21 protein-coding genes are annotated in these 19,989 nt (G+C 67.1%); 3 read left to right on the forward strand and 18 right to left on the reverse strand.

The window, feature by feature from the left end; all coding sequences use genetic code 11:
- Positions 1-26: 26 nt before the first annotated feature.
- The 4 genes from G6N44_RS07180 to G6N44_RS07195 form a co-directional block, all read right to left on the reverse strand.
- Entirely contained in the window at positions 27-872 is an 846-nt protein-coding gene (locus G6N44_RS07180; protein WP_163662433.1) for a phosphatidate cytidylyltransferase, read from the reverse strand.
- 23 nt (positions 873-895) lie between these two features.
- Positions 896-1,453, reverse strand: coding sequence for a ribosome recycling factor (frr, locus tag G6N44_RS07185; RefSeq protein WP_163662435.1), 558 nt, complete (start codon positions 1,451-1,453; stop codon positions 896-898).
- 42 nt (positions 1,454-1,495) lie between these two features.
- Entirely contained in the window at positions 1,496-2,248 is a 753-nt protein-coding gene (gene pyrH, locus G6N44_RS07190) for a UMP kinase (protein WP_163662437.1), read from the reverse strand.
- Between the two features lie 135 nt (positions 2,249-2,383).
- Positions 2,384-3,076 (reverse strand): class I SAM-dependent methyltransferase, encoded by a 693-nt coding sequence (locus tag G6N44_RS07195; protein WP_163662440.1) that lies wholly within the window; start codon positions 3,074-3,076, stop codon positions 2,384-2,386.
- Positions 3,077-3,121: 45 nt separating this feature from the next.
- Between G6N44_RS07195 and G6N44_RS07200 the strand changes: the two genes are divergently transcribed.
- Both G6N44_RS07200 and G6N44_RS07205 read left to right on the forward strand, forming a co-directional pair.
- On the forward strand, positions 3,122-3,553 hold the full coding sequence (locus tag G6N44_RS07200) for a MarR family winged helix-turn-helix transcriptional regulator (RefSeq protein ID WP_163662441.1): 432 nt from the start codon (positions 3,122-3,124) through the stop codon (positions 3,551-3,553).
- 55 nt (positions 3,554-3,608) lie between these two features.
- Positions 3,609-4,730 carry a glycerate kinase gene (locus tag G6N44_RS07205; protein WP_163662443.1) on the forward strand — a complete coding sequence of 374 codons (1,122 nt, stop codon included), beginning with the start codon at positions 3,609-3,611 and terminating at the stop codon, positions 4,728-4,730.
- A gap of 15 nt (positions 4,731-4,745) precedes the next feature.
- Here the strand turns inward: G6N44_RS07205 and G6N44_RS07210 are convergent, their stop codons facing one another.
- The 7 genes from G6N44_RS07210 to rpsB all read right to left on the reverse strand — a co-directional run bounded on the left by G6N44_RS07210 (position 4,746) and on the right by rpsB (position 11,302).
- The gene (locus G6N44_RS07210) at positions 4,746-5,201 is read right to left on the reverse strand and encodes a DUF350 domain-containing protein (RefSeq protein WP_163662446.1); all 456 of its coding nucleotides are present in this window, start codon (positions 5,199-5,201) and stop codon (positions 4,746-4,748) included.
- Positions 5,202-5,219: 18 nt separating this feature from the next.
- The gene (locus G6N44_RS07215) at positions 5,220-6,383 is read right to left on the reverse strand and encodes a glutathionylspermidine synthase family protein (protein WP_163662448.1); all 1,164 of its coding nucleotides are present in this window, start codon (positions 6,381-6,383) and stop codon (positions 5,220-5,222) included.
- Complete coding sequence (locus tag G6N44_RS07220; protein WP_163662450.1) at positions 6,384-6,938, reverse strand: hypothetical protein; 555 nt, start codon at positions 6,936-6,938, stop codon at positions 6,384-6,386.
- 79 nt (positions 6,939-7,017) lie between these two features.
- Positions 7,018-8,505: an amidase gene (locus G6N44_RS07225; protein ID WP_179964490.1), complete on the reverse strand. Its 1,488-nt coding sequence runs from the start codon at positions 8,503-8,505 to the stop codon at positions 7,018-7,020.
- Between the two features lie 23 nt (positions 8,506-8,528).
- The gene (locus G6N44_RS07230; protein ID WP_163662452.1) at positions 8,529-9,383 is read right to left on the reverse strand and encodes an LLM class F420-dependent oxidoreductase; all 855 of its coding nucleotides are present in this window, start codon (positions 9,381-9,383) and stop codon (positions 8,529-8,531) included.
- Positions 9,384-9,618: 235 nt separating this feature from the next.
- Positions 9,619-10,446, reverse strand: a complete 828-nt coding sequence (tsf, locus tag G6N44_RS07235) for a translation elongation factor Ts (RefSeq protein ID WP_163662454.1) — start codon at positions 10,444-10,446, stop codon at positions 9,619-9,621.
- Between the two features lie 19 nt (positions 10,447-10,465).
- The gene (gene rpsB / locus G6N44_RS07240; protein ID WP_163662456.1) at positions 10,466-11,302 is read right to left on the reverse strand and encodes a 30S ribosomal protein S2; all 837 of its coding nucleotides are present in this window, start codon (positions 11,300-11,302) and stop codon (positions 10,466-10,468) included.
- A gap of 300 nt (positions 11,303-11,602) precedes the next feature.
- Here rpsB and G6N44_RS07245 point away from each other — a divergent pair, with 300 nt between their 5' ends.
- Entirely contained in the window at positions 11,603-12,097 is a 495-nt protein-coding gene (locus tag G6N44_RS07245; RefSeq protein WP_163662458.1) for a M23 family metallopeptidase, read from the forward strand.
- Positions 12,098-12,198: 101 nt separating this feature from the next.
- Here G6N44_RS07245 and G6N44_RS07250 read toward each other — a convergent pair whose 3' ends face one another.
- From G6N44_RS07250 to G6N44_RS07280, 7 genes are all read right to left on the reverse strand, one after another.
- A complete protein-coding gene (locus tag G6N44_RS07250) occupies positions 12,199-13,095 on the reverse strand; it encodes an alpha/beta fold hydrolase (protein WP_163662460.1) in 897 nt (298 codons plus the stop codon).
- A gap of 11 nt (positions 13,096-13,106) precedes the next feature.
- Positions 13,107-14,003 (reverse strand): tyrosine recombinase XerC, encoded by an 897-nt coding sequence (locus tag G6N44_RS07255; protein WP_163662462.1) that lies wholly within the window; start codon positions 14,001-14,003, stop codon positions 13,107-13,109.
- A 68-nt stretch (positions 14,004-14,071) separates the two neighbouring features.
- Positions 14,072-15,994, reverse strand: a complete 1,923-nt coding sequence (locus G6N44_RS07260) for an acyl-CoA dehydrogenase family protein (RefSeq protein WP_163662463.1) — start codon at positions 15,992-15,994, stop codon at positions 14,072-14,074.
- Complete coding sequence (locus G6N44_RS07265; RefSeq protein WP_163662465.1) at positions 15,991-17,037, reverse strand: oxygenase MpaB family protein; 1,047 nt, start codon at positions 17,035-17,037, stop codon at positions 15,991-15,993. Before G6N44_RS07265 ends, G6N44_RS07260 begins: the two co-directional genes overlap by 4 nt.
- A gap of 21 nt (positions 17,038-17,058) precedes the next feature.
- Complete coding sequence (locus G6N44_RS07270; RefSeq protein ID WP_163662467.1) at positions 17,059-17,682, reverse strand: TetR/AcrR family transcriptional regulator; 624 nt, start codon at positions 17,680-17,682, stop codon at positions 17,059-17,061.
- A gap of 182 nt (positions 17,683-17,864) precedes the next feature.
- Positions 17,865-19,025: an alpha-hydroxy-acid oxidizing protein gene (locus G6N44_RS07275; protein WP_163662469.1), complete on the reverse strand. Its 1,161-nt coding sequence runs from the start codon at positions 19,023-19,025 to the stop codon at positions 17,865-17,867.
- 37 nt (positions 19,026-19,062) lie between these two features.
- Positions 19,063-19,926 carry a siderophore-interacting protein gene (locus G6N44_RS07280; RefSeq protein ID WP_163662471.1) on the reverse strand — a complete coding sequence of 288 codons (864 nt, stop codon included), beginning with the start codon at positions 19,924-19,926 and terminating at the stop codon, positions 19,063-19,065.
- Positions 19,927-19,989 lie beyond the last annotated feature (63 nt).

The raw sequence follows: 19,989 nt of genomic DNA on the forward strand, positions 1-19,989 counted from the left end.
CGCGCATCGTTACGCGGCGACGCGGCCTACGCCAGGAGCGTCAAGACGATCCAGCCGACGACGGCCGACGGCAGCATCGCGTCGATCCGGTCCATGATCCCGCCGTGGCCGGGTAGCAGTGTTCCCATGTCCTTGATGCCGAGGTCGCGCTTGATCTGCGATTCCACGAGGTCGCCGAGCACACCGGTGATCACCAGCACCACGCCCAGCGGCAGGCCCACCCACGCGGGTTTGTCCAGTAGAAACGCGACCGAGACGACGGCAGCGGCGACGCCGAATACCAGCGAGCCGAAGAGGCCCTCCCAGGACTTCTTGGGGCTGATCGCCGGCGCCATCAGGTGCCTACCGAACAGGACGCCCGCGACATAACCACCGATGTCGGCGAAGACGACCGTCACGATGATGGTGAACACCCGGGCCCCGCCGTGGTCGGCGAAGATCAGGAGGGCGGTGAAGGCCGCGAACAACGGCACCCAGGTAGCCAGCAGGACCGTGGCCGCGATATCGCGCAGGTAGTTGATGGGTTGCTGGTTCAGGCCTTGCCCGATCAGGCGCCACACCATGCAGACGACGATGGTGCCGGCATAGGCGCCCAGGAGGCCCGCGGCCCCGAATGGCCAGGTCAGCCAGATCATCGCCTGCCCGCCGAGCAGCAGCGGCACGGTGGGCAGCGCATAGCCGTGTTCGCGCATCCGCCGGATCACCTCGTGGGTGGCGATGGCGATCGCGACGGCCAGCAGCGGCAGCCACCAGAGGGGCGCAAAGAGCAGGGTGCCTATCGCAAGGGCACCCAGGGCCACGCCGACGGCGATTGCGGCCGGCAGGTCGCGGCCGGCGCGCGAGGTTTTCTGTGGTGGCTCAGTCTGTGCCACGGGACTCGGGTGCTGGAGGTCGCCTAGACCTCCAGCAACTCGCCTTCCTTGTGCTTGACCAACTCGTCGATCTGGGCGGTGTAGGTGTGGGTGGATTTGTCGAGGTCCTTTTCTGCGCGCCCGACTTCGTCCTCACCGGCCTCGCCGTCCTTCTTGATCCGGCTGAGCTCTTCCATCGCCTTTCGACGGATGTTGCGCACCGACACCTTGGCGTCCTCGCCCTTGGATTTCGCCTGCTTGACCAGCTCGCGGCGACGCTCCTCGGTGAGCTGCGGGATCGAGATCCGGATGATGTTGCCGTCGTTGGTCGGGTTCACCCCGAGGTCGGAGTTGCGGATCGCGTCCTCGATCGGTCGAAGCTGCGCTGCCTCGTAGGGCTTGATGACGACGAGTCGCGCCTCGGGAACATTGATGCTCGCCATCTGCGTGATGGGTGTCATCGACCCGTAGTACTCGATGTTGATCCGGGAGAACATGCCCGGATTGGCGCGACCGGTCCGGATCGTGGCCATGTCGTCACGGGCCACAATCACGGCCTTTTCCATCTTCTCTTCGGCGTCGAAGAGAGTTTCGTCGATCACTTCGGGGTCTCCATCGATCTTGCTCCTCGCGGGCGCGGCAGTTCAGGTGGTGGTAACCAGTGTTCCGATCTTCTCACCCGCCACTGCACGGGCGATATTGCCTTCGGTGAGCAGGTTGAACACCAGCATCGGCATCCGGTTGTCCATGCACAAACTGAAGGCGGTGGCGTCGGCGACCCGCAGGCCGCGGTCGATGACCTCGCGATGGCTGACTTCGGTGAGCAGCGCGGCGTTCGGGTCCTCCCGCGGGTCGGCCGTGTAGACGCCGTCGACGGCCTTGGCCATCAGTACCACGTCGGCACCGATTTCCAGGGCGCGCTGCGCAGCGGTGGTATCGGTGGAGAAGTACGGAAGGCCCATGCCGGCACCGAAGATGACGACACGACCCTTTTCCAGGTGCCGCACGGCGCGCAGGGGAATGTAGGGCTCGGCGACCTGACCCATGGTGATGGCGGTCTGCACGCGGGTGTCGATGCCTTCCTTCTGCAGGAAGTCCTGCAGCGCAAGGCTGTTCATCACCGTACCGAGCATTCCCATGTAGTCACTGCGGGTGCGTTCCATCCCACGCTGCTGCAACTGGGCGCCGCGGAAGAAGTTGCCGCCGCCGATCACGACCGCGACCTGGACTCCGCTGCGCACCACCGCGGCGATCTGGCGGGCTACCTGGTGCACGACGTCGGGGTCGAGGCCGACCTGGCCGCCGCCGAACATCTCTCCACCGAGCTTCAGCAGAACCCTTGTATAGAAGGGACGAATGGGTGCTGCGCCCTCGCCGGCGACATTCGGATCCGCCATCGGTCTCCTCGGCACTCCTCGCATGTAGAGAGCCACCCCGGGTTACCCCTGGACGGCCTCTCCATCCTGCCCTATGGCGGGCGGCACACCTAGCTTGGGTGAACTGTGTCGCCGGCGGCGCAGATCAGCCGGTGACTATCCCAGGTGAGCCTGCAGCAACCAGGCCGCCAGGGACTTGCGGTCGGTACCTTCGTCGCGGAGGTCCATCCCGGCGAAGTCAGCGAAACCGGCGAATTCGGCCGGGACGTGCGCGTGGATGCGGGCCGGTCGCACGTCGTCGATCACCCAGTACCTGCCGACGACCTCGCGCAACTCCGCCTCGCTGACCGGGTTGGCCGGTCCGTTCTCGCCCATCGTCGCCTTGTCGAACACGAGCACGAAGTACGAGGCCCCGGGAGCCGCGGCCCGCACGATCGACTCCTGGTAGCCCTCCCGGAGTTCGACCGGCATGGAGTGGAACAGCGTGCTGTCGACGATGGTGCCGAAGCGACCGTCGTAGCCGGTGAACGCGCTGATGTCGGCCACCTCGAAACTGGCATTGGTCAGCCCCCGTTTGGCGGCCTCGGCCCGGGCCAGTTCGATGGCGGTGGCCGACTGGTCCAGGCCGACGGTGGTGAATCCGCGCTCGGCCAGGTCGAGTGCGGTGGCCGCCTCACCGCAGCCGGCGTCGAGCACCTCACCGTGAAACTTGCCTTCGGCGATCAGTTTGGCGATCTCGGGCTGCGGTTCGCCGATGCTCCACGGTGGGCGGACTCCGGCGAACTCCCTAGCCTCACCGCGGTAAGCGGATTCGAACATTGCATTTGACATTTCGCTTGGCGTGGTCATACGTCCGGTATATCAACCTGGTTGATATGTGTCAATATGCTTGATATGAACTCCGATATGGGCGGCGTCCTGGAGGAACAGCCACTCGGATACCTGATGTACCGCGTGGTCGCTGTGCTGCAACCACTGGTCGCCGCACAGCTGCAACCGCTGGGTCTCAAACTGCCCGAGTTCGTCTGCCTCCGCATCCTGTCGATGGCCCCGGGCCAGTCCAACGCCGAACTCGCCCGCCACACCCACGTGTCACCACAGGCGATGAACAACGTGCTGCGCGGGCTTCAGGACCGCGGCGCGGTGCGCAGGCCGGCTACCGTCGACTCCGGACGGGCGCTGCCCGCCGAGTTGACCGCCGAGGGCGCCGAATTGCTCGGACGTGCCGAAGCGGCGGTGCTCGCCGCCGAGGACGAGGTGCTCGGCGGCCTCGACACCGAGCAGCGACGCGAACTGAAGCGACTCCTGGCGCACGCGGTCACCTGAACCGCCCCACTTCTGTCGCGCCGAGCGCAGCCACAGTCGGTAATGTCGCCACCGGATGAAGATCGTTCTGGCCCCGGACTCCTTCAAGGAGTCGATGACCGCGTCGCAAGCGGTGGCGGCGATGCGCGACGGCATCCGGTCGGCCCTACCCGATGCCCGATGCCTCGGGGTACCGATGGCCGACGGCGGCGAAGGTACCGTCGACGCCGTCGTCGACGCCCTCGGCGGTGACCTCGTCACCGAGGTGGTGCAGGATCCGCTCGGCCGTCCAGTCCCGGCCGCGTACGGCTACGTTGCCGGGCGCCGCCTGGCCGTGATCGAGATGGCGGCGGCCTCCGGCCTGGAGCTGGTGGCGCCCCCGGACCGGGACGTCCTGCGTGCCAGCACATTCGGCGTCGGACAACTGATCACCTCGGCCCTGGACCACGGCGCGACCGAGTTGCTGATCGGCATCGGTGGTTCGGCGACCAATGACGGCGGGGCCGGCATGCTCACCGCCCTGGGTGTCGCCTTCACCGATGCCGACGGTGCCGCCCTTCCGCCCGGCGGCGCGGCGCTGGCGCGCCTGGGGCACATCGATATCTCCCGCCTGGACCCCAGGCTGGCCGATGTTCACGTCCGGATTGCCTCCGACGTCACTGCGCCCCTGCTCGGAACCAGTGGTGCCAGCGCAGTTTTCGGTCCGCAGAAAGGGGCCACTCCGTCGGACGTTGCGACCCTCGAATCCGCGTTGACCCGTCTGGTCGAGGTGACCCAGAAGGTGCTCGGCCGCGCCCGACCCGATCGCCCTGGCGCCGGGGCTGCCGGCGGCCTGGGCTTCGGACTGATGGAATTCCTTGCCGCCGAATGTGACCCGGGAGTCGAGCTGATCGCCCAGACCGTAGGACTGGAACAGGCGTTGACCGGAGCAGACTGGGTGTTCACCGGGGAGGGCAGTGTCGACGCCCAGACCATGCTCGGCAAGACGCCGTTCGGCGTCGCCCGACTGGCTGCGCGCACCGGCACCAAGGTGGCGATCTTCGGCGGCCGCATCGCCCCCGACGCCGACGTGCTGCTGGCCAACGGTGTCGACAAGTTGGTCGCCATCACCGAACCGGGCACGCCGCTGGATCAGGCGTTGCGTGACGGCCCGACGGCGTTGGCGCGCGCCGCCGCCGAAGTCTGCCGCACTCTCTAGCGCAAGCGAAGAAGCTTAGAGGATCGCGGCCGCCACGATCAGCCCGAACGCCACGTAGGCGGCAATCACCACCAGCACCTCGGGGGTGAATCGCTCCGACGCCAGCACCCGACCCATGTCGATTCCCTTGATCGCGCCGATCAGCCGGACCGAGAAGGCCTGGGCCGCAATTCCGAGCAACCCGAACACCAACGTGCTGAGCAGACCATGTACCAGGTCGCCCAATGAGCTGTAGATGGCCAGCACGATGATGACTGCCATCGACACGATGCCCGCGGCCGCCACCGCGGCGGCGTTGGGGCGCCCGGCCTGCACCAGGGCTCGCAGCGGTCCCGGCGTGGTCCAGTCGATGACGTAGAAACCCAGAACCATCAGCGCCACACCGACAATCGTGTACAGCAGGATCGCCGACACCCCGTGGCCGAGGACCGACCAGTAATCAGAGCTGAGCGCAACCAGGGTGGTTGTCATAGAGGGGTTCCTTCCAGATCACAGCGGGATGCGGTGCGGGACAAAGGCAGCGCCGTTGTCGGTGATGAGGCCGGAAGTCTCGCGGATTCCGAGCCCGGCGGATTCGTCGCCGACGATCCATGCGCCCAATGCGGGACGCATGTCGTCGAATTGCGGTAGCGGATCGAGCAACTGGTACACGTAGCCCTCTTCGCCGTACACACCGCCGGTCTCGGTCTCGAACCCGGCGCCGACGATGGTGATGTTGGCGCCCTCGCGGCCCAGTTTGGGTTTGCGCACGTAGTCGGTCAGCTCGTGCGGGTCATCGACATAGGTGGGCAACAGGTTCGGATGCCCGGGATACATCTCCCACAGCACCGCCAGGATGGCCTTGTTGCTCAGCAGCGTCTTCCACAGCGGTTCCACCCACATCGTGGCGGGTAGCTGCTCGACTGCACGGCGACCGAAGTCGTCGTCGAGCATCCACTCCCACGGGTAGAGCTTGAAGACCGACGACATGGGAGCTTCCTCCAGGTCGACGAACCTGTCGAGGTCCGGGTCGAACCCGATGTCCTCGATCGCCAGCCCCACGGTGCGCAGACCTGCCTCGGCCGCGCACTCCTGCAGGTAGGCCACCGTCACGTGATCCTCACCGCTGAGCTCGGCTCCCGACCAGGTGAAGTACGTCTCCACCCCCGGAAGGCGGTCCCGAATCTCGGTCCAGCGGCCAACCAGCTTCTCGTGCAACGAGTTCCACTGATCGTCGTCCGGGTACACATCGGTCTTCCAATGCCATTGCAGGATCGCCGCCTCGAGCAGTGTGGTCGGGGTGTCGGCGTTGTACTCCAGCAGTACCGGCGGCCGCCGGCCGTCGTAGCGGAGGTCGAACCGGCCATACAGATGCGGATCGCTACGCCGCCAAGACTTCTCGATGTGCTCCCAGCTCCACTCGGGAAGCCCGAAGTCGCGGTAACGCTCGGTCAGGACGACATTCTCGACGGCCTCCAGGCACATCGAGTGCAGCACCTCGACGGACGCCTCGATCGACAGCACCTCGTCCATGTCGAAGACGTAGTGCACCGATTCGTCCCAGTACGGGCGGTCGGCACCGGTCGCGTCACGCGCCGGGGTCCCGAAGCACATTCCCTGGTCGGCGATGATCTGTTCCCAGCCTGCTCGCGGGGAACTGCGTTGACGACGCATTCAGCTTCCCGAACTTTTGCCGTAGCTCGACGACGAACCGAATCCGCCGCGGGAGATGGATGTGCCCGATTTTGTCTTGGCGGTGGTGCCCTTCGGCAGCTCCAGCGTCCCGCCGCGCGCAACGGTGCCGACGCCGCCGCTGTTGCCGCCGTAGTAGTAGCGGTACGGCGAGCCGAGGTAGATGAAGGTGCCGCCCGAACCGCTGTGGCCGCTGGAGCAGTACGAGTCGGGCACCACCTCATTGCTGCCGTCCTTGACGCAACTCGCCGCGACTTCCTCTTTGTGCAGCATCTGGTAGCCGAGGGCGACCACGCCGACCACTCCGACCACGGCCACCGATCCCATCAGGATCTTGCCGCCCATGGCCTTGCGGTCCCGGGCCTTCTGCTCCTGCAGGGCCGCGAACTGAGCGGCCGCTTCACGTGCCTTCTGGGCCTTGTCGCGTTGGCGCGCCTCGGCAACCGTCGGCGGCCGAGGTGTGGCGGTGGCCGGATCCTGCCAACGTATGGATCCCCGGCCGTCGTCGCCCCACTGGTCGTCTGGTCCCGACGTCATTCACACCCCCGCAACAGTGACACCTGCCGGTCATCATAGGAGTACGCCGTCGCGGACAGGCGCGCCGGCGTCCGCTCGTCTATTTCGCCGCTTTTCGGGCCCGCTTCGGCGGAGCGGCTGCCGGGGCCGGCTCCTGAATGCGCGGCCAGGGCCTGGCCTCTTCCAGCTCGTAGGCCAGCTCCAGCAGCAGTGCTTCCCGGCCACGGGTCGCCGACAGCATCATGCCCACCGGAAGGCCGGCCTTCGTCTGGGCCAGCGGCAGTGAGATGGCCGGATCCCCGGTGGCATTCTGCAGAGGTGTGAAGGCCACCCACCCGAGCAGTCGGTCGATGATCTGCTCGTAGTCCGCGGTCGGGTCGAGCCGGCCGATCTCCAGGGTGGGTTCGGCCAGAGTCGGCATGAGCACCGCGTCATAGCTGTTGGACAGGCGCTCGGTGATCCGCCGCGACCGGGCCAGCCGGGTGGTCGCGGCCGGGAGCCGATGCAGGTTTCGGGAGGCGAGCCGCTCCAGCCCGAGGGTGAGGTTGTCGAGCTTGTCCCGGTCGAAACTGGGGCCGAAAGAGCGCTTTCCGCCACGTACCAACGCATACGCCAGAAACGCCCAGTACAGCAGGAAGTCGTCCTTGAACCGGGCCTGGACCGGGTTGCCGATCACGGTGATCTGGTGGCCGAGCTCCTCGAGCAGCGCGGCGGTCCGGTGGGTCAGCTCGGTCATCTCCGGACCGGCGTCGTGCACGATGGACTGAGTGCACACCGCGATCCGCAGGCGCTGCTTGCCCGGGCGGCTGACGTCACCGATGGGCGGCAGCTTGGGGTTGCGGTAGACGCGCTCCATCTCCCGGAACAGCGCCGCGGTGTCACGCACCGATCGGGTGAGCACCCCGTCGGACACGATCCGCAGCGGCATCATCCGCATGTCCTTGTCCTGCGGCAGGCGGCCCCGGGTGGGTTTGAGACCGACCAACCCGTTGCAGGCGGCCGGGATCCGGATCGAGCCGCCTCCGTCGTTGGCGTGGGCGATGGGCACCACGCCCGATGCGACGAAGGCACCTGAACCCGATGAGGAGGCACCCGCGGTATAGGCGGGATTCCACGGATTGCGCACCGGCCCCAGCCGCGGATGCTCGCACGATGCGCTGAAGCCGAACTCCGAGAGTCGGGTCTTGCCCAGCGGCACGAGACCAGTGGCAAGGTACGCGCGGGCGAAGTCGCCATGAGCCGTTTCGGGGCGGGGTTCCCATGCGTCGGTGCCGCGCATGGTGGGCATGCCCTCGACCGCGGCGTTGTCCTTGACGAAGGTCGGAACACCGTCGAAGTACCCGCCGAAGGAGCTGGGCGCGGCGCCGCGGGCATGGGCGCGGTCGAATGCCTCGAACGCCAATCCGTTGAGGGTGGGATTGACCGCCTCGACCCGCGCCACCGCGGCCTCGATCAGGTCGGCTGCCGAGACCCGGCCGGCACGCAGCTCCTCCACCAGGCCGACGGCGTCGTGTTCACCGAGGGCATCGTCGCCGAAGGCGATCACACGGGCCGGGGTATTTCGCGCTGAACGCTGACCGCTGGTCACACCCCGACGCTAGCAAGCCGTCGTCACTGCATCCGAGCCACGCTCTGCAGCGCGGTCAGATGCTCGTCGACGGTCCGCAGTCCGGCACCCATCGTGTTCACGGTGACATGCGTGGCGCCGGCGTCGGCCCAGGCGGCGATATCGGCGGCAGTCTGGTCCGGATCACCGGCCCAGGACACGCGACCCTCCATCCCGATGCTGGACGGATCGCGCTCGGCGGCCACGGCCGCGCGCTCGACCCGCGCACGTGCGTCCTCGAGCTCCGGACCGGGCCCGACCATCGGGAACCAGCCATCGCCCAGCCGGCCGGCGCGCTCCAGCGCCCGCGCGGAGGCCGCTCCGAACCACACCGGGATCGGGCGCTGCACCGGCAGCGGTGCCAGGCCGGCACCGGTCACCCGGTGGTATCGGCCCTCGAAGGTCACCGACGATTCGGTCCACAGCCGACGCATCAGCTCGACCTGCTCCTCCGACCGCTTGCCGCGGTTCCCGAAATCCTCACCCAGCGCCTCGTACTCAACCGCGTTCCAGCCCAGTCCCACACCCAGGCGCAGCCGCCCGCCGGTGAGCAGGTCGACCTCGGCCGCCTGCTTGGCCACGAGTACGGCCTGGCGCTGCGGCAGGATGATCACCCCGGTCACCAGTTCCAGCTCCGTGACGGCGGCCAGGTAGCCGAACATCACCAGCGGCTCGTGAAATGTGGTGTACAGGTCGTACGGGCCTGACCAGTCCCGGTGAACCGCCGGATCGGCGCCGACAACGTGGTCGTAGGCCAGGATGTGAGTGAAGCCCAGCTCTTCGACACGTTGGCCGTAGGCACGCACGGCTCCGGGATCCCCGCCGAGTTCCGTCTGCGGAAAGACCACTCCGACGCGCATGCTCACCTCCTACACATTGGTACCTGTCACACTCCCACACCGGCAAAGGCCCTCGCCCCGGCGCAAGCAACTACCCGGCACCGACCGGGTCACGAATGAACAAAACCCCGCGCTTTCCGGGATCGCCGGAATGAGCGCGGGGTTTTGCAACGGGCGGCGACGGCCGAGCCGTCCATCGGGTGAGGACGGCCGAGCCGTCAATCGGGTGTGGTGTGCCGCCCGGGTCTGCGTACTGCTAGGCCTGGCCGACCTCGAACCGCACGAAGCGGGTCACGGTGACCCCGGCCTCGTCCAGCAGGGCCTTCACGGTCTTCTTGTTATCGGACACCGACGCCTGGTCCAGCAGCACGACGTCCTTGTAGTAGCCCGTGACGCGACCTTCGACGATCTTGGCCAGCGCCTGCTCCGGCTTGCCTTCTGACTTCGCGGTCTCCTCGGCGATACGGCGCTCGTTGGCGACGATGTCCTCGGGCACGTCCTCACGGGTGAGGTACTTGGCCTTGAGCGCGGCGATCTGCAGGGCGACCGCGTGCGCGGCCTCCTTGCCCTTGTCCGCATCGCCGGCCTGGTACTCGACCAGAACACCAACGGCCGGCGGGAGGTCCGCCGCACGCTTGTGCAGGTAGGTCTCGACCGTGCCGTCGAAGTAGGCGGCCCGACGCAGCTCGAGCTTCTCGCCGATCTTGGCGCTCAGGTCCGCGATGGCCTGCTCGACCGTCGTGCCGCCGGCCTTGGCCGCCTTGAGGGCATCCACGTCGCCGGCCTTCGCCGCAGCAGCCGCCGCGACGACCTGGTCGGCAAGCTCCTGGAACTCGCCGTTCTTGGCGACGAAGTCGGTCTCGGAGTTCAGCTCGATCAGCGCGCCGTCCTTGGCCGCGACCAGACCCTCGGCGGTGGCGCGCTCAGCGCGCTTGCCGACGTCCTTGGCGCCCTTGATACGAAGCAGCTCGATAGCCTTGTCGAAGTCGCCGCCGGTGTCGACCAGAGCGTTCTTCGAGTCGAGCATTCCGGCGCCAGTCAGCTCCCGCAGTCGCTTGACGTCGGCAGCGGTGTAGTTAGCCATGTAAAGACTTCTCCTGGAATTACGAAGCGTCAGTGGATGTTTCGGGTGCGGCAGCGGCCTCGCCCTCGGCGGGGACGGCGGTGGCGCCGGCCAGCAGCTCCTGCTCCCACTCGGCGAGCGGCTCGACACCCTCGGTGGCCTGCTTCTCGCCGGCACCGGCACCTGCGCCGGCCCGGGCCTTCAGACCCTCGGCGACCGCGGAGGCCACAACCTTGGTCAGCAGAGCGGCCGAACGGATCGCGTCGTCGTTACCCGGGATCGGGTAGTTGACCTGATCGGGGTCGCAGTTGGTGTCCAGGATCGCGATGACCGGGATGCCCAGCTTGATGGCCTCGTTGACGGCCAGGTGCTCCTTGTTGGTGTCGACGACCCAGACCGCCGACGGCACCTTGGCCATGTCGCGGATACCACCGAGGCTGCGCTCAAGCTTGTTCTTCTCACGCGTGAGCATGAGGATTTCCTTCTTGGTGCGACCCTCGAAGCCACCGGTCTGCTCCATGGCCTCGAGCTCCTTCATACGCTGAAGGCGCTTGTGCACAGTGGAGAAGTTGGTGAGCATGCCGCCCAGCCAGCGCTGGTTCACGTAGGGCATGCCGACGCGGGTGGCCTCTTCGGCGATGGACTCCTGCGCCTGCTTCTTGGTGCCGACGAACAGGATGGTGCCGCCGTGGGCCACCGTCTCCTTGACGAACTCGTAGGCCTTGTCGATGTAGGTCAGCGTCTGCTGCAGATCGATGATGTAGATGCCATTGCGGTCGGTGAAGATGAACCGCTTCATCTTGGGGTTCCAGCGTCGGGTCTGATGCCCGAAGTGAGCGCCACTGTCCAGCAGCTGCTTCATGGTCACAACAGCCATGAGCTCATTCCTTTATGTGTCGGTTGTCGCCCGGCGTCGGGTGATGCCAGGCCCTGGTGCCTGCCAGCTGCCGAACCTGCACCGGGAAATCCCCAGGTCAGGACCGTCGGCATCCGTGTACGACCCCATCGAGGCGATCGATATGCGCAGACACGCGAAGTCAGCCCGCTAGCGAGCTGCGGCTAGAAGTTTACACGCTGCACAGGCGTGCCTTTACCACGCGGCAAACGCGGACACATTCATCCACAGCCCCGGGTTTCGGGTCTTCCGGACCGTCCGGGTTGACGCTGAACTGTGGTGATGAGGTTTGCCGCGACGGTACTGCTGGTGAGTATGGCGTGGATCTGGCCGGCGGCCACCCACGCCGAGGGCTCGCGGTTGCACTGGCCGGTGTCTCCGCGACCGGCAGTGACCAGGGGTTTCGATGCCCCCTCCCCCAATTGGCACCGCGGTCACCGCGGTGTCGACCTGGCTGCCGTGCCGGACCAGCCGATCCATGCCGCAGGCCCGGGCACCGTGGTGTTCGCCGGCGTGCTGGCCGGGCGTCCGGTGGTCTCACTCGCCCACCCGGGAGGGCTGCGCACCAGCTACGAACCGGTGCAGGCGGCGGTACGGCCCGGACAGACCGTTGCGGCCGGTCAGCTACTCGGCACCGTGCTGGCCGGCCACCCCGGTTGTCCGGTGCCGGCCTGCCTGCACTGGGGCGCGATGTGGGGTGCGGCTGCCCGGGCGGACTACGTCGACCCGTTGGCGCTGTTGCCCGAGACCCCGATCCGGCTCAAGCCGCTGCGTTGATTCTGCCGCGTTATTGATTCTGCGGTGATGGCGTCGAGCACTCGCACTTTTCCGCCGTGGGCGCAGCGTCAACGGTCGACGTGGGTGTGCTAGTCAAGCGCTCAGCAGCGGCGACGGTCCAGAAACCCGACCATCGCCTCGAGCACGACATCCGGCCGGTCGCGTTGCACCCAATGTCCTGCGCCCGCAATGATTTCGAGCTGAGCGTCGGGGATCAGTGTAGCAGCCGCACGGGCGCGCGCGACCGGAACACCCGGGTCACGGTCGCCGTGAACGATCAGCGCCGGGCGGCAAAACGACGTCAGCCGCCCGGTGTAGTCGGTGCGCTGCCGATTCCACCTGACCTGGTCACGCTGCCACTGCTCGAATGCACCGAATCCCTCGGGCCGACCCGCCGCACTCATGATCTCGTCCATCAACGCGTCGCTGAGCTGCGTGGGGTCGGTGATCAGTGCCTGCATGCTGCGTTCCATCGCCCTGCGGTTGGTCGCCACCCAGCGGGTCACCACACCGAGCAGGCCGGTGCGCAGCATCGCCCAGGTGACGAGCTGCCGCACACCCGTCAGCGGGCCGTCCGACAGCCGGGGCATGACGCCGTAGCTGCTCAGCAGCATCGCACCGGTCACGCGGTCCGGCCGGTCCAGTACATGGCCGATGGTCATGCCGCCACCGAGCGACAGTCCACCGATCGCATAGCGCTGCAGCCCGAGCGCATCGACGAACTCCCCCACGTAGGCGACCAACCGTTCCTGCGTCACCGGCAACCGGGCCGGCGCACTGTGGCCGTAGCCGGGATGGTCCGGTGCCACGACGCGGTAACCGGCCCGGGCCAGCCGCGGCCCGACCCCGCCCCACGACAACGATGCGCTGTCCACGCCACCGCCGTGCAACAACACGACCGGGGGCGCCGCGCGGTCGGTGGTCCAAGTGAGATAGGAAACCGTGCCTGACGGCAGTTCGACGGTTGATCGGGTCGGCTCGACAGTCGGCTCCGGCACTATCTCCCTCTTCAGGCTCGTGGGTGGGCCTGGTCGTGCACCGCACGCAGTCGCTCCACGGTGACATGGGTGTAGAGCTGTGTGGTGGCCAGCGAGGTGTGGCCCAGCAACTCCTGGACGATGCGCAGATCCGCACCACCTTCGAGCAGGTGGGTGGCCGCACTGTGCCGCAGTCCGTGCGGGCCGATGTCGGGGGCACCGTCGACGGCGGAGACCGTCTGGTGCACGACGGTGCGCGCCTGACGCGGATCGAGCCGTTTCCCGCGGGCCCCGAGCAGTAGCGCGGGGCCGGAATCGGCAGTGGCCAGGGCGGGGCGCCCTTCGGTGAGCCAGGCGGTGAGCGCGTGGTGTGCGGGCTCGCCGAACGGGACCGTGCGCTGCTTGTTGCCCTTGCCCAGCACCTGCAACACCCGACGCCCGGTGTCGATGTCGTCGATGTCAAGCCCGCACAACTCACTGACCCGGATCCCGGTGGCATACAGCATCTCCACGATCAAGCGGTCCCGCAATGCCAGCGGATCACCCTCGCGCGCCGCGGAATTGATCGCTTCCATGGCGTCGAGGGCCTGATCGCGACGCAGCACCGCCGGCAACGTGCGGTGTGCTTTGGGGACCTGCAACCGGGCCGCGGCGTCATCAGCGAGAAGTCCCCGCCGGGCCGCCCAGGTGCAGAAGGTCTTGACCGTGGAGGTGCGCCGCGCCAGCGTGGTCCGCGCCGCTCCGGATGCGGCCTGCCCGGCCAACCACGACCGAAGCGCCGGCAGGGTCACCGTCTCCGGACCGCCGCCGGTGAAGTCGAACAGAGCCGACAGGTCACCCCGGTAGGCGCGGCGGGTGTGCTCGGACCTGCCGCACTGCAGCGCGAGGTACTCGTCGAACTCGGCGAGCACATCCTGAACTGCGGGCACCCTGCCACCGTGGCAGAAGTCCGCCCGCCCCGCACCCGACGCGCCGGGCCGCTACCGTCGCGTGACCATCACGGGTTCATCTCGTAGCGCCCGGCCAGTCCACGCACACCTGCCACCACGCGATCACGGCGGGCACTGTCTGCCACCGGCTGCTTGACGATGTCGAGGGCGCGCTGCCGTTGCACCACAGTGGCATCCGGATGGCAATGCAGCTTGGTCGCGTGCGTGGACATGTCGGTGACGAGCACCTCGAAGAGATGGTCGATCAGATCGGTGTCGATTGCTTCGATCTCCGCCTGCTCCAGGATCAGCTGGGCATACGGGATGAGCGTGAACATCTCGCCGACGGCGAGCAGGAAATCGACGTTGCGCTGCTGTTCGGCGTTCGGTGTCGCCACCGCGAGCAGCGTCTGCAAAGACTGTGCCTGGGCCAGGAACACAGCGACATTCGGCGTCGTCGCGAATCGGCGCAGCACCGCCTGCCAATCCCCGAACCTGATTCTCGCCAAACCACTGCTGGGTCCCTGCCGGAACAGGAAGTCGTCATTGACCGTATCCCTGCGCGTCGGAACCTCCGGCACCTCGACCAGCAGCGGCTTGAGTTGTGGAATACGCTGCGCCAAGGGCGATTCCGCAAGTGCGCCACCGACGGCGCGCAGGCCTCCGGAGAGTGCACTCAACACCGGTGCCGGCGCCCGACCGACCGGCAGCACAGACATCGCCGCCAGACCGGCATCGGCAGCGCCGAACATGTAGTTCTGCATGAACTTCAGCGACAGCGCCATGTTGACGTGCACCGTGCCTTCGAGGCGTGGTAGTCCGGTGACGCCGAGCAGCGCCATGGTGAAGTACATGTCGGATTCGAAGGCCCGGGCCGCGATGGTGTCGGACAGCAGCGTGACGATCTTTTCGCCCTCGCGGGTGACGTTCATCTTCTCGATCGCGTTGAACAGCAGGTACCGCCGGTCGTCCAGGCTCGCACTCCGCATGTAGTCGATGGCCCGCTCGCTGTAGAGCTTCATCCCGATCAGCCGGGCGTAGCCGTCGGCGAGCATACGGCGGATCTGCGGGAATTCGGTCACCCGCTGGCCGAACAGCACGCGGTTCTCGGCGTGGGTGACGGCCTCGTACATGGCGTGCTCACAGGCCCCGATCGCACCGAATCCGAGGTTGAACTTGCCGATGTTGACGGTGTTGATCGCGGCGTTGAACGCCGCTTTGCCCTCGTGCAGGATGTCGTCGGCACCGACCGGGTAATCCTCGAGATCGAAGGCCGCGACGTACATCTGACTGTCGACGACGTTGCGGCGCAGGTGGTAGTTCGAATGTCGGCTGTCGGCGGCGAAGAACAGGTATCCGTCGAAATCCTGCTCAGGGCGGCGCCGGTCGAGGTCGGAACTGTCGATGATGGGTTTATCGGAGCGACGGCCGAACACCGAGACCATGCCGGCCAGGTTGCCGTTGCCGATGTAGTACTTGCCGCCGTTTGCCTCGTACGACCCGTCCGCATTGGGTGTGAGCACCATGTCGGTCGAGTAGACGTCGGCGCCGTGGTCCTGCTCGGACAGCCCGAAGGCGAAGATCTCCCCCGAATCCAGCAGGGCGGCAGCCTTCTTGCGCGCCACCGTGTTCTCCGACTGCCAGATCGGACCGAGGCCGAGGATGGTGACCTGCCAGACGTACCAGTACTGCATGCCGTAGAACCCGAGGATCTGGCTGTACATGGCATTGCGCGCGGTGTCCCAGCGCTTGTCGGGATCGCCGGCGGCCTCCGACGCCGGGGTCAGGAACGTCGCGAAGATGCCCTCCCGCTTGACCAGGTCGAGAAAGTCGCTGTACCAGACCCGATCCCGGTCCTGCTGCTTGAGCCACCGCTTGCCGTGGGACTCGAAGAAATCGATGGTGGCCCGGAAGATCTCCCGGGTTCTGCTGTCGAACTGGTCGAAGTCGGTCCGGTTCGGGTCGAACAGGACATCAGATCGTGCGGTCACGCCAAACTCCCTAGGTAGGACTGAGATTCGATGAGCCCTTCGTCGCTGGGCAGTTGTCCCCGTCCGAACACCAGCTCGTGCTGGCGGGCCCGCAACTCCTTGTGCGCATCGGCGGGCTTGACGTAGCCGTAGCGCTTGCGCCCTTCTTCGGGGCTGAGCACCTCGGTCGACCGCGGCGGTATACCCATGATGTAGGGCCCTGCGATCGGCACGACGGACGGCGAAATGATCTTGGCCACCAACAACTTCAGCCGCGGTACCCGGTCGACTATGCCGAACCCGAGCTTGAGCACCGGCCGCACGGCCAGATCGACCGCGCGCGGCTGGTCGAATCCACTGAGCCGACGCATCCACCGCGGCATGGTGGCGATGGTGCCCGCGCGGAGGAACCAGTTGAGAACCTCGACGGCCGGCTTCGCAGCACGCGGCGCGGGCGGCAGCACCACCTTGGCGTTGAGCAGGTGATCCATCATCGCGCGGGCGGCCTCGCTGACAGCGAGGTGCGGCCGCATCTGCTCGAAGTACTCGTTGATGCCGTCGCGGGTCCTCGGGACGTCGGCCGGATCGCAGGTCTGGAACTCGGCGGCCCGGGCACAGTCCTGCCAGTAGCGGGCCTCCTCCTCGGCCGTCAGCTTGCCGCCGCCGTACAGCTCATAGGCCTTGAGCACCGAGTGCCAGCCGGTGAGCAGGATCCACAGCTGCGACTGCGGGTCGTTGGCGTCGTACTTGTTGCCGCTCAGGGGCTCGGTACCAATGGCTTTCGAGTGGACTTTCACCAGGACATCGGCGGTCTTGAGCACCGATTCGGTGTCGGCGAAAGCAACCATGGCGAAGTAACGCACAGTGCGGTCGTAACGGGTGCGGGGCCGGTCGTAATTGGCGCCGGTGGTGTCGACCGCGGCGATCAGCGCGGGGTCGAGTTCCTCGACCACGACGGCGCGCTGCAGTCCGATGATCGGCGTGGTCGCATGGCCCCACACCTTCCAGGTCACCGAATCCGGCCCGAAGAACCCGTAGTCAGCCATCGGCTGGAGATCAGACATGCGAAACTCCTCTGTTCTGGATCAGACGGTGCGAAACGCCCGGTAGGTGGCCGATCCGATGAATTCACCCAATGTGGTTGGGGTCCAGTTCTTTCCGTCGTCATGCAACAAGGTCCGCACCGCACCCTCACAGGTGGACACGAACTGCTCGACCAGCACCGGCAGCTTCTTGTCGGCGTCGGTGGTGCCCCAACGTTGCAGGGTGGGCGCCAGCCGCCGGGAGACCTTGCCGACCATCAGCGCACGACCGTTGCGGAAGTGTTTGGCCACGGCCGGATCCGGGTCGGCACTCATCACGAGCCGCCAGGAATCGGGCCGGCCGGCGACCGTCTCAAGCAGCGCCTGGAAGCCCTCGACGAAGACGGTCTCGTCGGCGTCCGCGCGACCGTACGGCAGCGCATCGATCGCCCCCTGGACCAGCAGCGCCAGCTCCCGCTCGAGCAAGGCCCTCAGCAGTTCGACCCGATCGGGAAAACATGAGTACACCACCGGGCGGGTCACCTTGAGTCGCTGAGCCACCGCGCCGATCGTGACTGCGGCGATCCCGTCGCTCACCGCAATCGCCAGGGCCGCATCCAGCACCTGCGGACGCCGCCGCTCGGGGCCCAGGTGGGCGGCCCGCTCGCGGACGGTTTCTACACTCATGAAGGAAAATACTACACCCATGAATAATCATTGGCCAGACGTGATGACCTGGCTTTTTACCGACAGTTTTGCCGCAGCTTGTCACGCTGGAGTGGTGCTCGGGCTCGACAGCCACTCCAGCGCGACAAAGAAAGCGCACTGAACCGACCCCGCGGACCGCGGCGTCGGGAGCGCTACGGAGATCAGTCGACCCGCCGCAACGCCTCCGGCGTGAGATCGGCGAGCTTCGGATACCCGTCGACGCCCATGATCAGGTCGGCCTCGGCGAGCAGCGACCGCAGCACGTGCACGATGCCGTCGGCGCCGCCCAGCGCCAGCCCGTACGCATAGGGGCGGCCCACGCCCACCGCAGTGGCGCCCAATGCGAGCGCCTTGACGATGTCGGCACCATTGCGGATGCCCGAGTCGAACAACACCGGCAGCCCGTCGGCAGCTTCGACCACCCCGGGCAGACAGTCGATCGCGGGCAGGCCGCCATTGGCTTGGCGCCCACCATGATTGGAGCAGTAGATCCCGTCGACGCCACCGTCGCGGGCTCGCCGAACGTCATCGGGGTGACAGATGCCCTTGAGGATCAGCGGCAGCTTGGTCAGTGACCGCAGCCACGGCAGGTCGTCCCAGGTGAGCGGATTTCCGAACAGGCTCACCCAGCGCAGCACGGTGGCCTGCGGGTTCTCCTCGGGCGGTTGTTGCAGACCGGCGCGGAACACCGGATCACTGGTGTAGTTGGCCAGGCACTTGCCGCGCAGCTGAGGGAAGTTCGAGGTGGCCAGATCCCGCGGCCGCCAGCCGGGCACCCAGGTGTCGAGCGTGACGACAATGCCCTTGAATCCGGCCTTCTCGGCGCGCTGCACCAGGCTGGCGGCCAGATCCTTGTCAGTCGGTGTGTACAGCTGGAAAAAGCCTGGGGTGTCACCAAATTCGGCGGCGACGTCTTCGAGCGGGTCCTCGGTGAGGGTGGACAGCACCATCGGCACCCCGGTGCGCGCGGCGGCACGGGCGCCGGCCAGGTCGCCGTGACCGTCCTGCCCGCAGATCCCCAGCACCCCGATGGGGGCCATGAACAAGGGCGTGGGCAGCGTGAGCCCGAACAGGTCGACGGACAGATCGCGTTCCCGGTGGGCGTTGAGCATCCGCGGCATCAGGCCCCACCGGTCGAACGCGGTGCGGTTGACCCGCTGGGTGCGCTCGTCACCGGCCCCGCCGGCCACGTAGGACCAGATCGAGGCCGGCATGGCCGCCTGGGCCTTGGCCTCCAGTCCCGCGTAGTCCATCGGCATGGTCGGCAGCACACCGGACAGCCCCTGCAGGTAGATCTCGAGTTGATAGTCGCCATAGGCCATGACGGCTACCTTTCCATCTCCGACAGCCAACCGGCCATCAGCTCGCGGTATCGGCCTCCGCTTTCGCCAGCTCGGCCTTCCACTGCCGGAAGGTCTCCTCGGTGCGCCCGCGGCGCCAGTACCCCGAGATCGACGCCGCCCATTTCGCCGGGACGCCGCGCTCCTTGCGGATGTAGGGACGCAGGTTGTGCATGACGGCCTGGGCCTCGCCGTGGATGAACACCTGGACCTGACCCGGCAACCAGTCCGCCTCCTTGACCGCGGCGATCAACGGCGCGTTGTCGCCGGCCTTGTCGTCGCCGACCAGATCGGCGCGCCCACCGCGGTGAATCCAGTTGACCTCGACCCCGGCCGGAGCCGCGAGCTCGATCTCGTCCTCGTCGCCGGCCACCTCGATGAAGACCTTGCCGGTCGCATCGGCGGGCAAGGCCTCGAGGGCGGCGCCGATCGCCGGCAGTGCGGCCTCGTCGCCGGCCAGCAGGTGCCAGTCGGCGGCCGGGTCCGGGGTGTAGGCCCCGCTGGGCCCCATCAGGTAGGCGGGCTGGCCCGGCACCGCTGCCGCGGCCCAAGGTGCAGCCACGCCCTGCTCACCGTGCACGACGAAGTCGATGGTGATCTCGCCACACTCGGTGTCCACGTGGCGCACGGTGTAGGTGCGCACCGTGGGGCGCAGTTCGGCGGGCAGGTTCTGAAAGCTGTCCAGAGTCAAGGGTTTCGGCAGCACCGACACATCCACACCGGCAGGAACCACGACGATTTTGACGTACGCATCGCTGAACTCGTTGGGCGAGAACGTCTCGAAGCCGTTGGCGCCGTTGCCGCCCAGCACCAGCCTGACCAGGTGGGGGGTCAGTTGTTCACGGTGCACCACTTGAAACGTGTGCACGGGACGCCCTGCCATACCGCCTCCAAAGCTCGCAGCCGGTCTCTTTGTTAGCCGACCTCATCGACTATACGGAGACGG

The sequence above is a fragment of the Mycolicibacterium alvei genome (assembly GCF_010727325.1).
Classification (GTDB): Bacteria; Actinomycetota; Actinomycetes; order Mycobacteriales; family Mycobacteriaceae; genus Mycobacterium; species Mycobacterium alvei.

What these genes read in the sequence shown, in the direction of transcription:
- pyrH (WP_163662437.1), bottom strand. Translation starts at nt 2,248, where the DNA reads ATGGCGGATCCGAATGTCGCCGGCGAGGGCGCAGCACCCATTCGTCCC.
- G6N44_RS07195 (WP_163662440.1), bottom strand. Translation starts at nt 3,076, where the DNA reads ATGACCACGCCAAGCGAAATGTCAAATGCAATGTTCGAATCCGCTTAC.
- G6N44_RS07200 (WP_163662441.1), top strand. Translation starts at nt 3,122, where the DNA reads ATGAACTCCGATATGGGCGGCGTCCTGGAGGAACAGCCACTCGGATAC.
- G6N44_RS07205 (WP_163662443.1), top strand. Translation starts at nt 3,609, where the DNA reads ATGAAGATCGTTCTGGCCCCGGACTCCTTCAAGGAGTCGATGACCGCG.
- G6N44_RS07210 (WP_163662446.1), bottom strand. Translation starts at nt 5,201, where the DNA reads ATGACAACCACCCTGGTTGCGCTCAGCTCTGATTACTGGTCGGTCCTC.
- G6N44_RS07215 (WP_163662448.1), bottom strand. Translation starts at nt 6,383, where the DNA reads ATGCGTCGTCAACGCAGTTCCCCGCGAGCAGGCTGGGAACAGATCATC.
- G6N44_RS07220 (WP_163662450.1), bottom strand. Translation starts at nt 6,938, where the DNA reads ATGACGTCGGGACCAGACGACCAGTGGGGCGACGACGGCCGGGGATCC.
- G6N44_RS07230 (WP_163662452.1), bottom strand. Translation starts at nt 9,383, where the DNA reads ATGCGCGTCGGAGTGGTCTTTCCGCAGACGGAACTCGGCGGGGATCCC.
- tsf (WP_163662454.1), bottom strand. Translation starts at nt 10,446, where the DNA reads ATGGCTAACTACACCGCTGCCGACGTCAAGCGACTGCGGGAGCTGACT.
- rpsB (WP_163662456.1), bottom strand. Translation starts at nt 11,302, where the DNA reads ATGGCTGTTGTGACCATGAAGCAGCTGCTGGACAGTGGCGCTCACTTC.
- G6N44_RS07245 (WP_163662458.1), top strand. Translation starts at nt 11,603, where the DNA reads ATGAGGTTTGCCGCGACGGTACTGCTGGTGAGTATGGCGTGGATCTGG.
- G6N44_RS07265 (WP_163662465.1), bottom strand. Translation starts at nt 17,037, where the DNA reads ATGTCTGATCTCCAGCCGATGGCTGACTACGGGTTCTTCGGGCCGGAT.
- G6N44_RS07270 (WP_163662467.1), bottom strand. Translation starts at nt 17,682, where the DNA reads ATGAGTGTAGAAACCGTCCGCGAGCGGGCCGCCCACCTGGGCCCCGAG.
- G6N44_RS07275 (WP_163662469.1), bottom strand. Translation starts at nt 19,025, where the DNA reads ATGGCCTATGGCGACTATCAACTCGAGATCTACCTGCAGGGGCTGTCC.
- G6N44_RS07280 (WP_163662471.1), bottom strand. Translation starts at nt 19,926, where the DNA reads ATGGCAGGGCGTCCCGTGCACACGTTTCAAGTGGTGCACCGTGAACAA.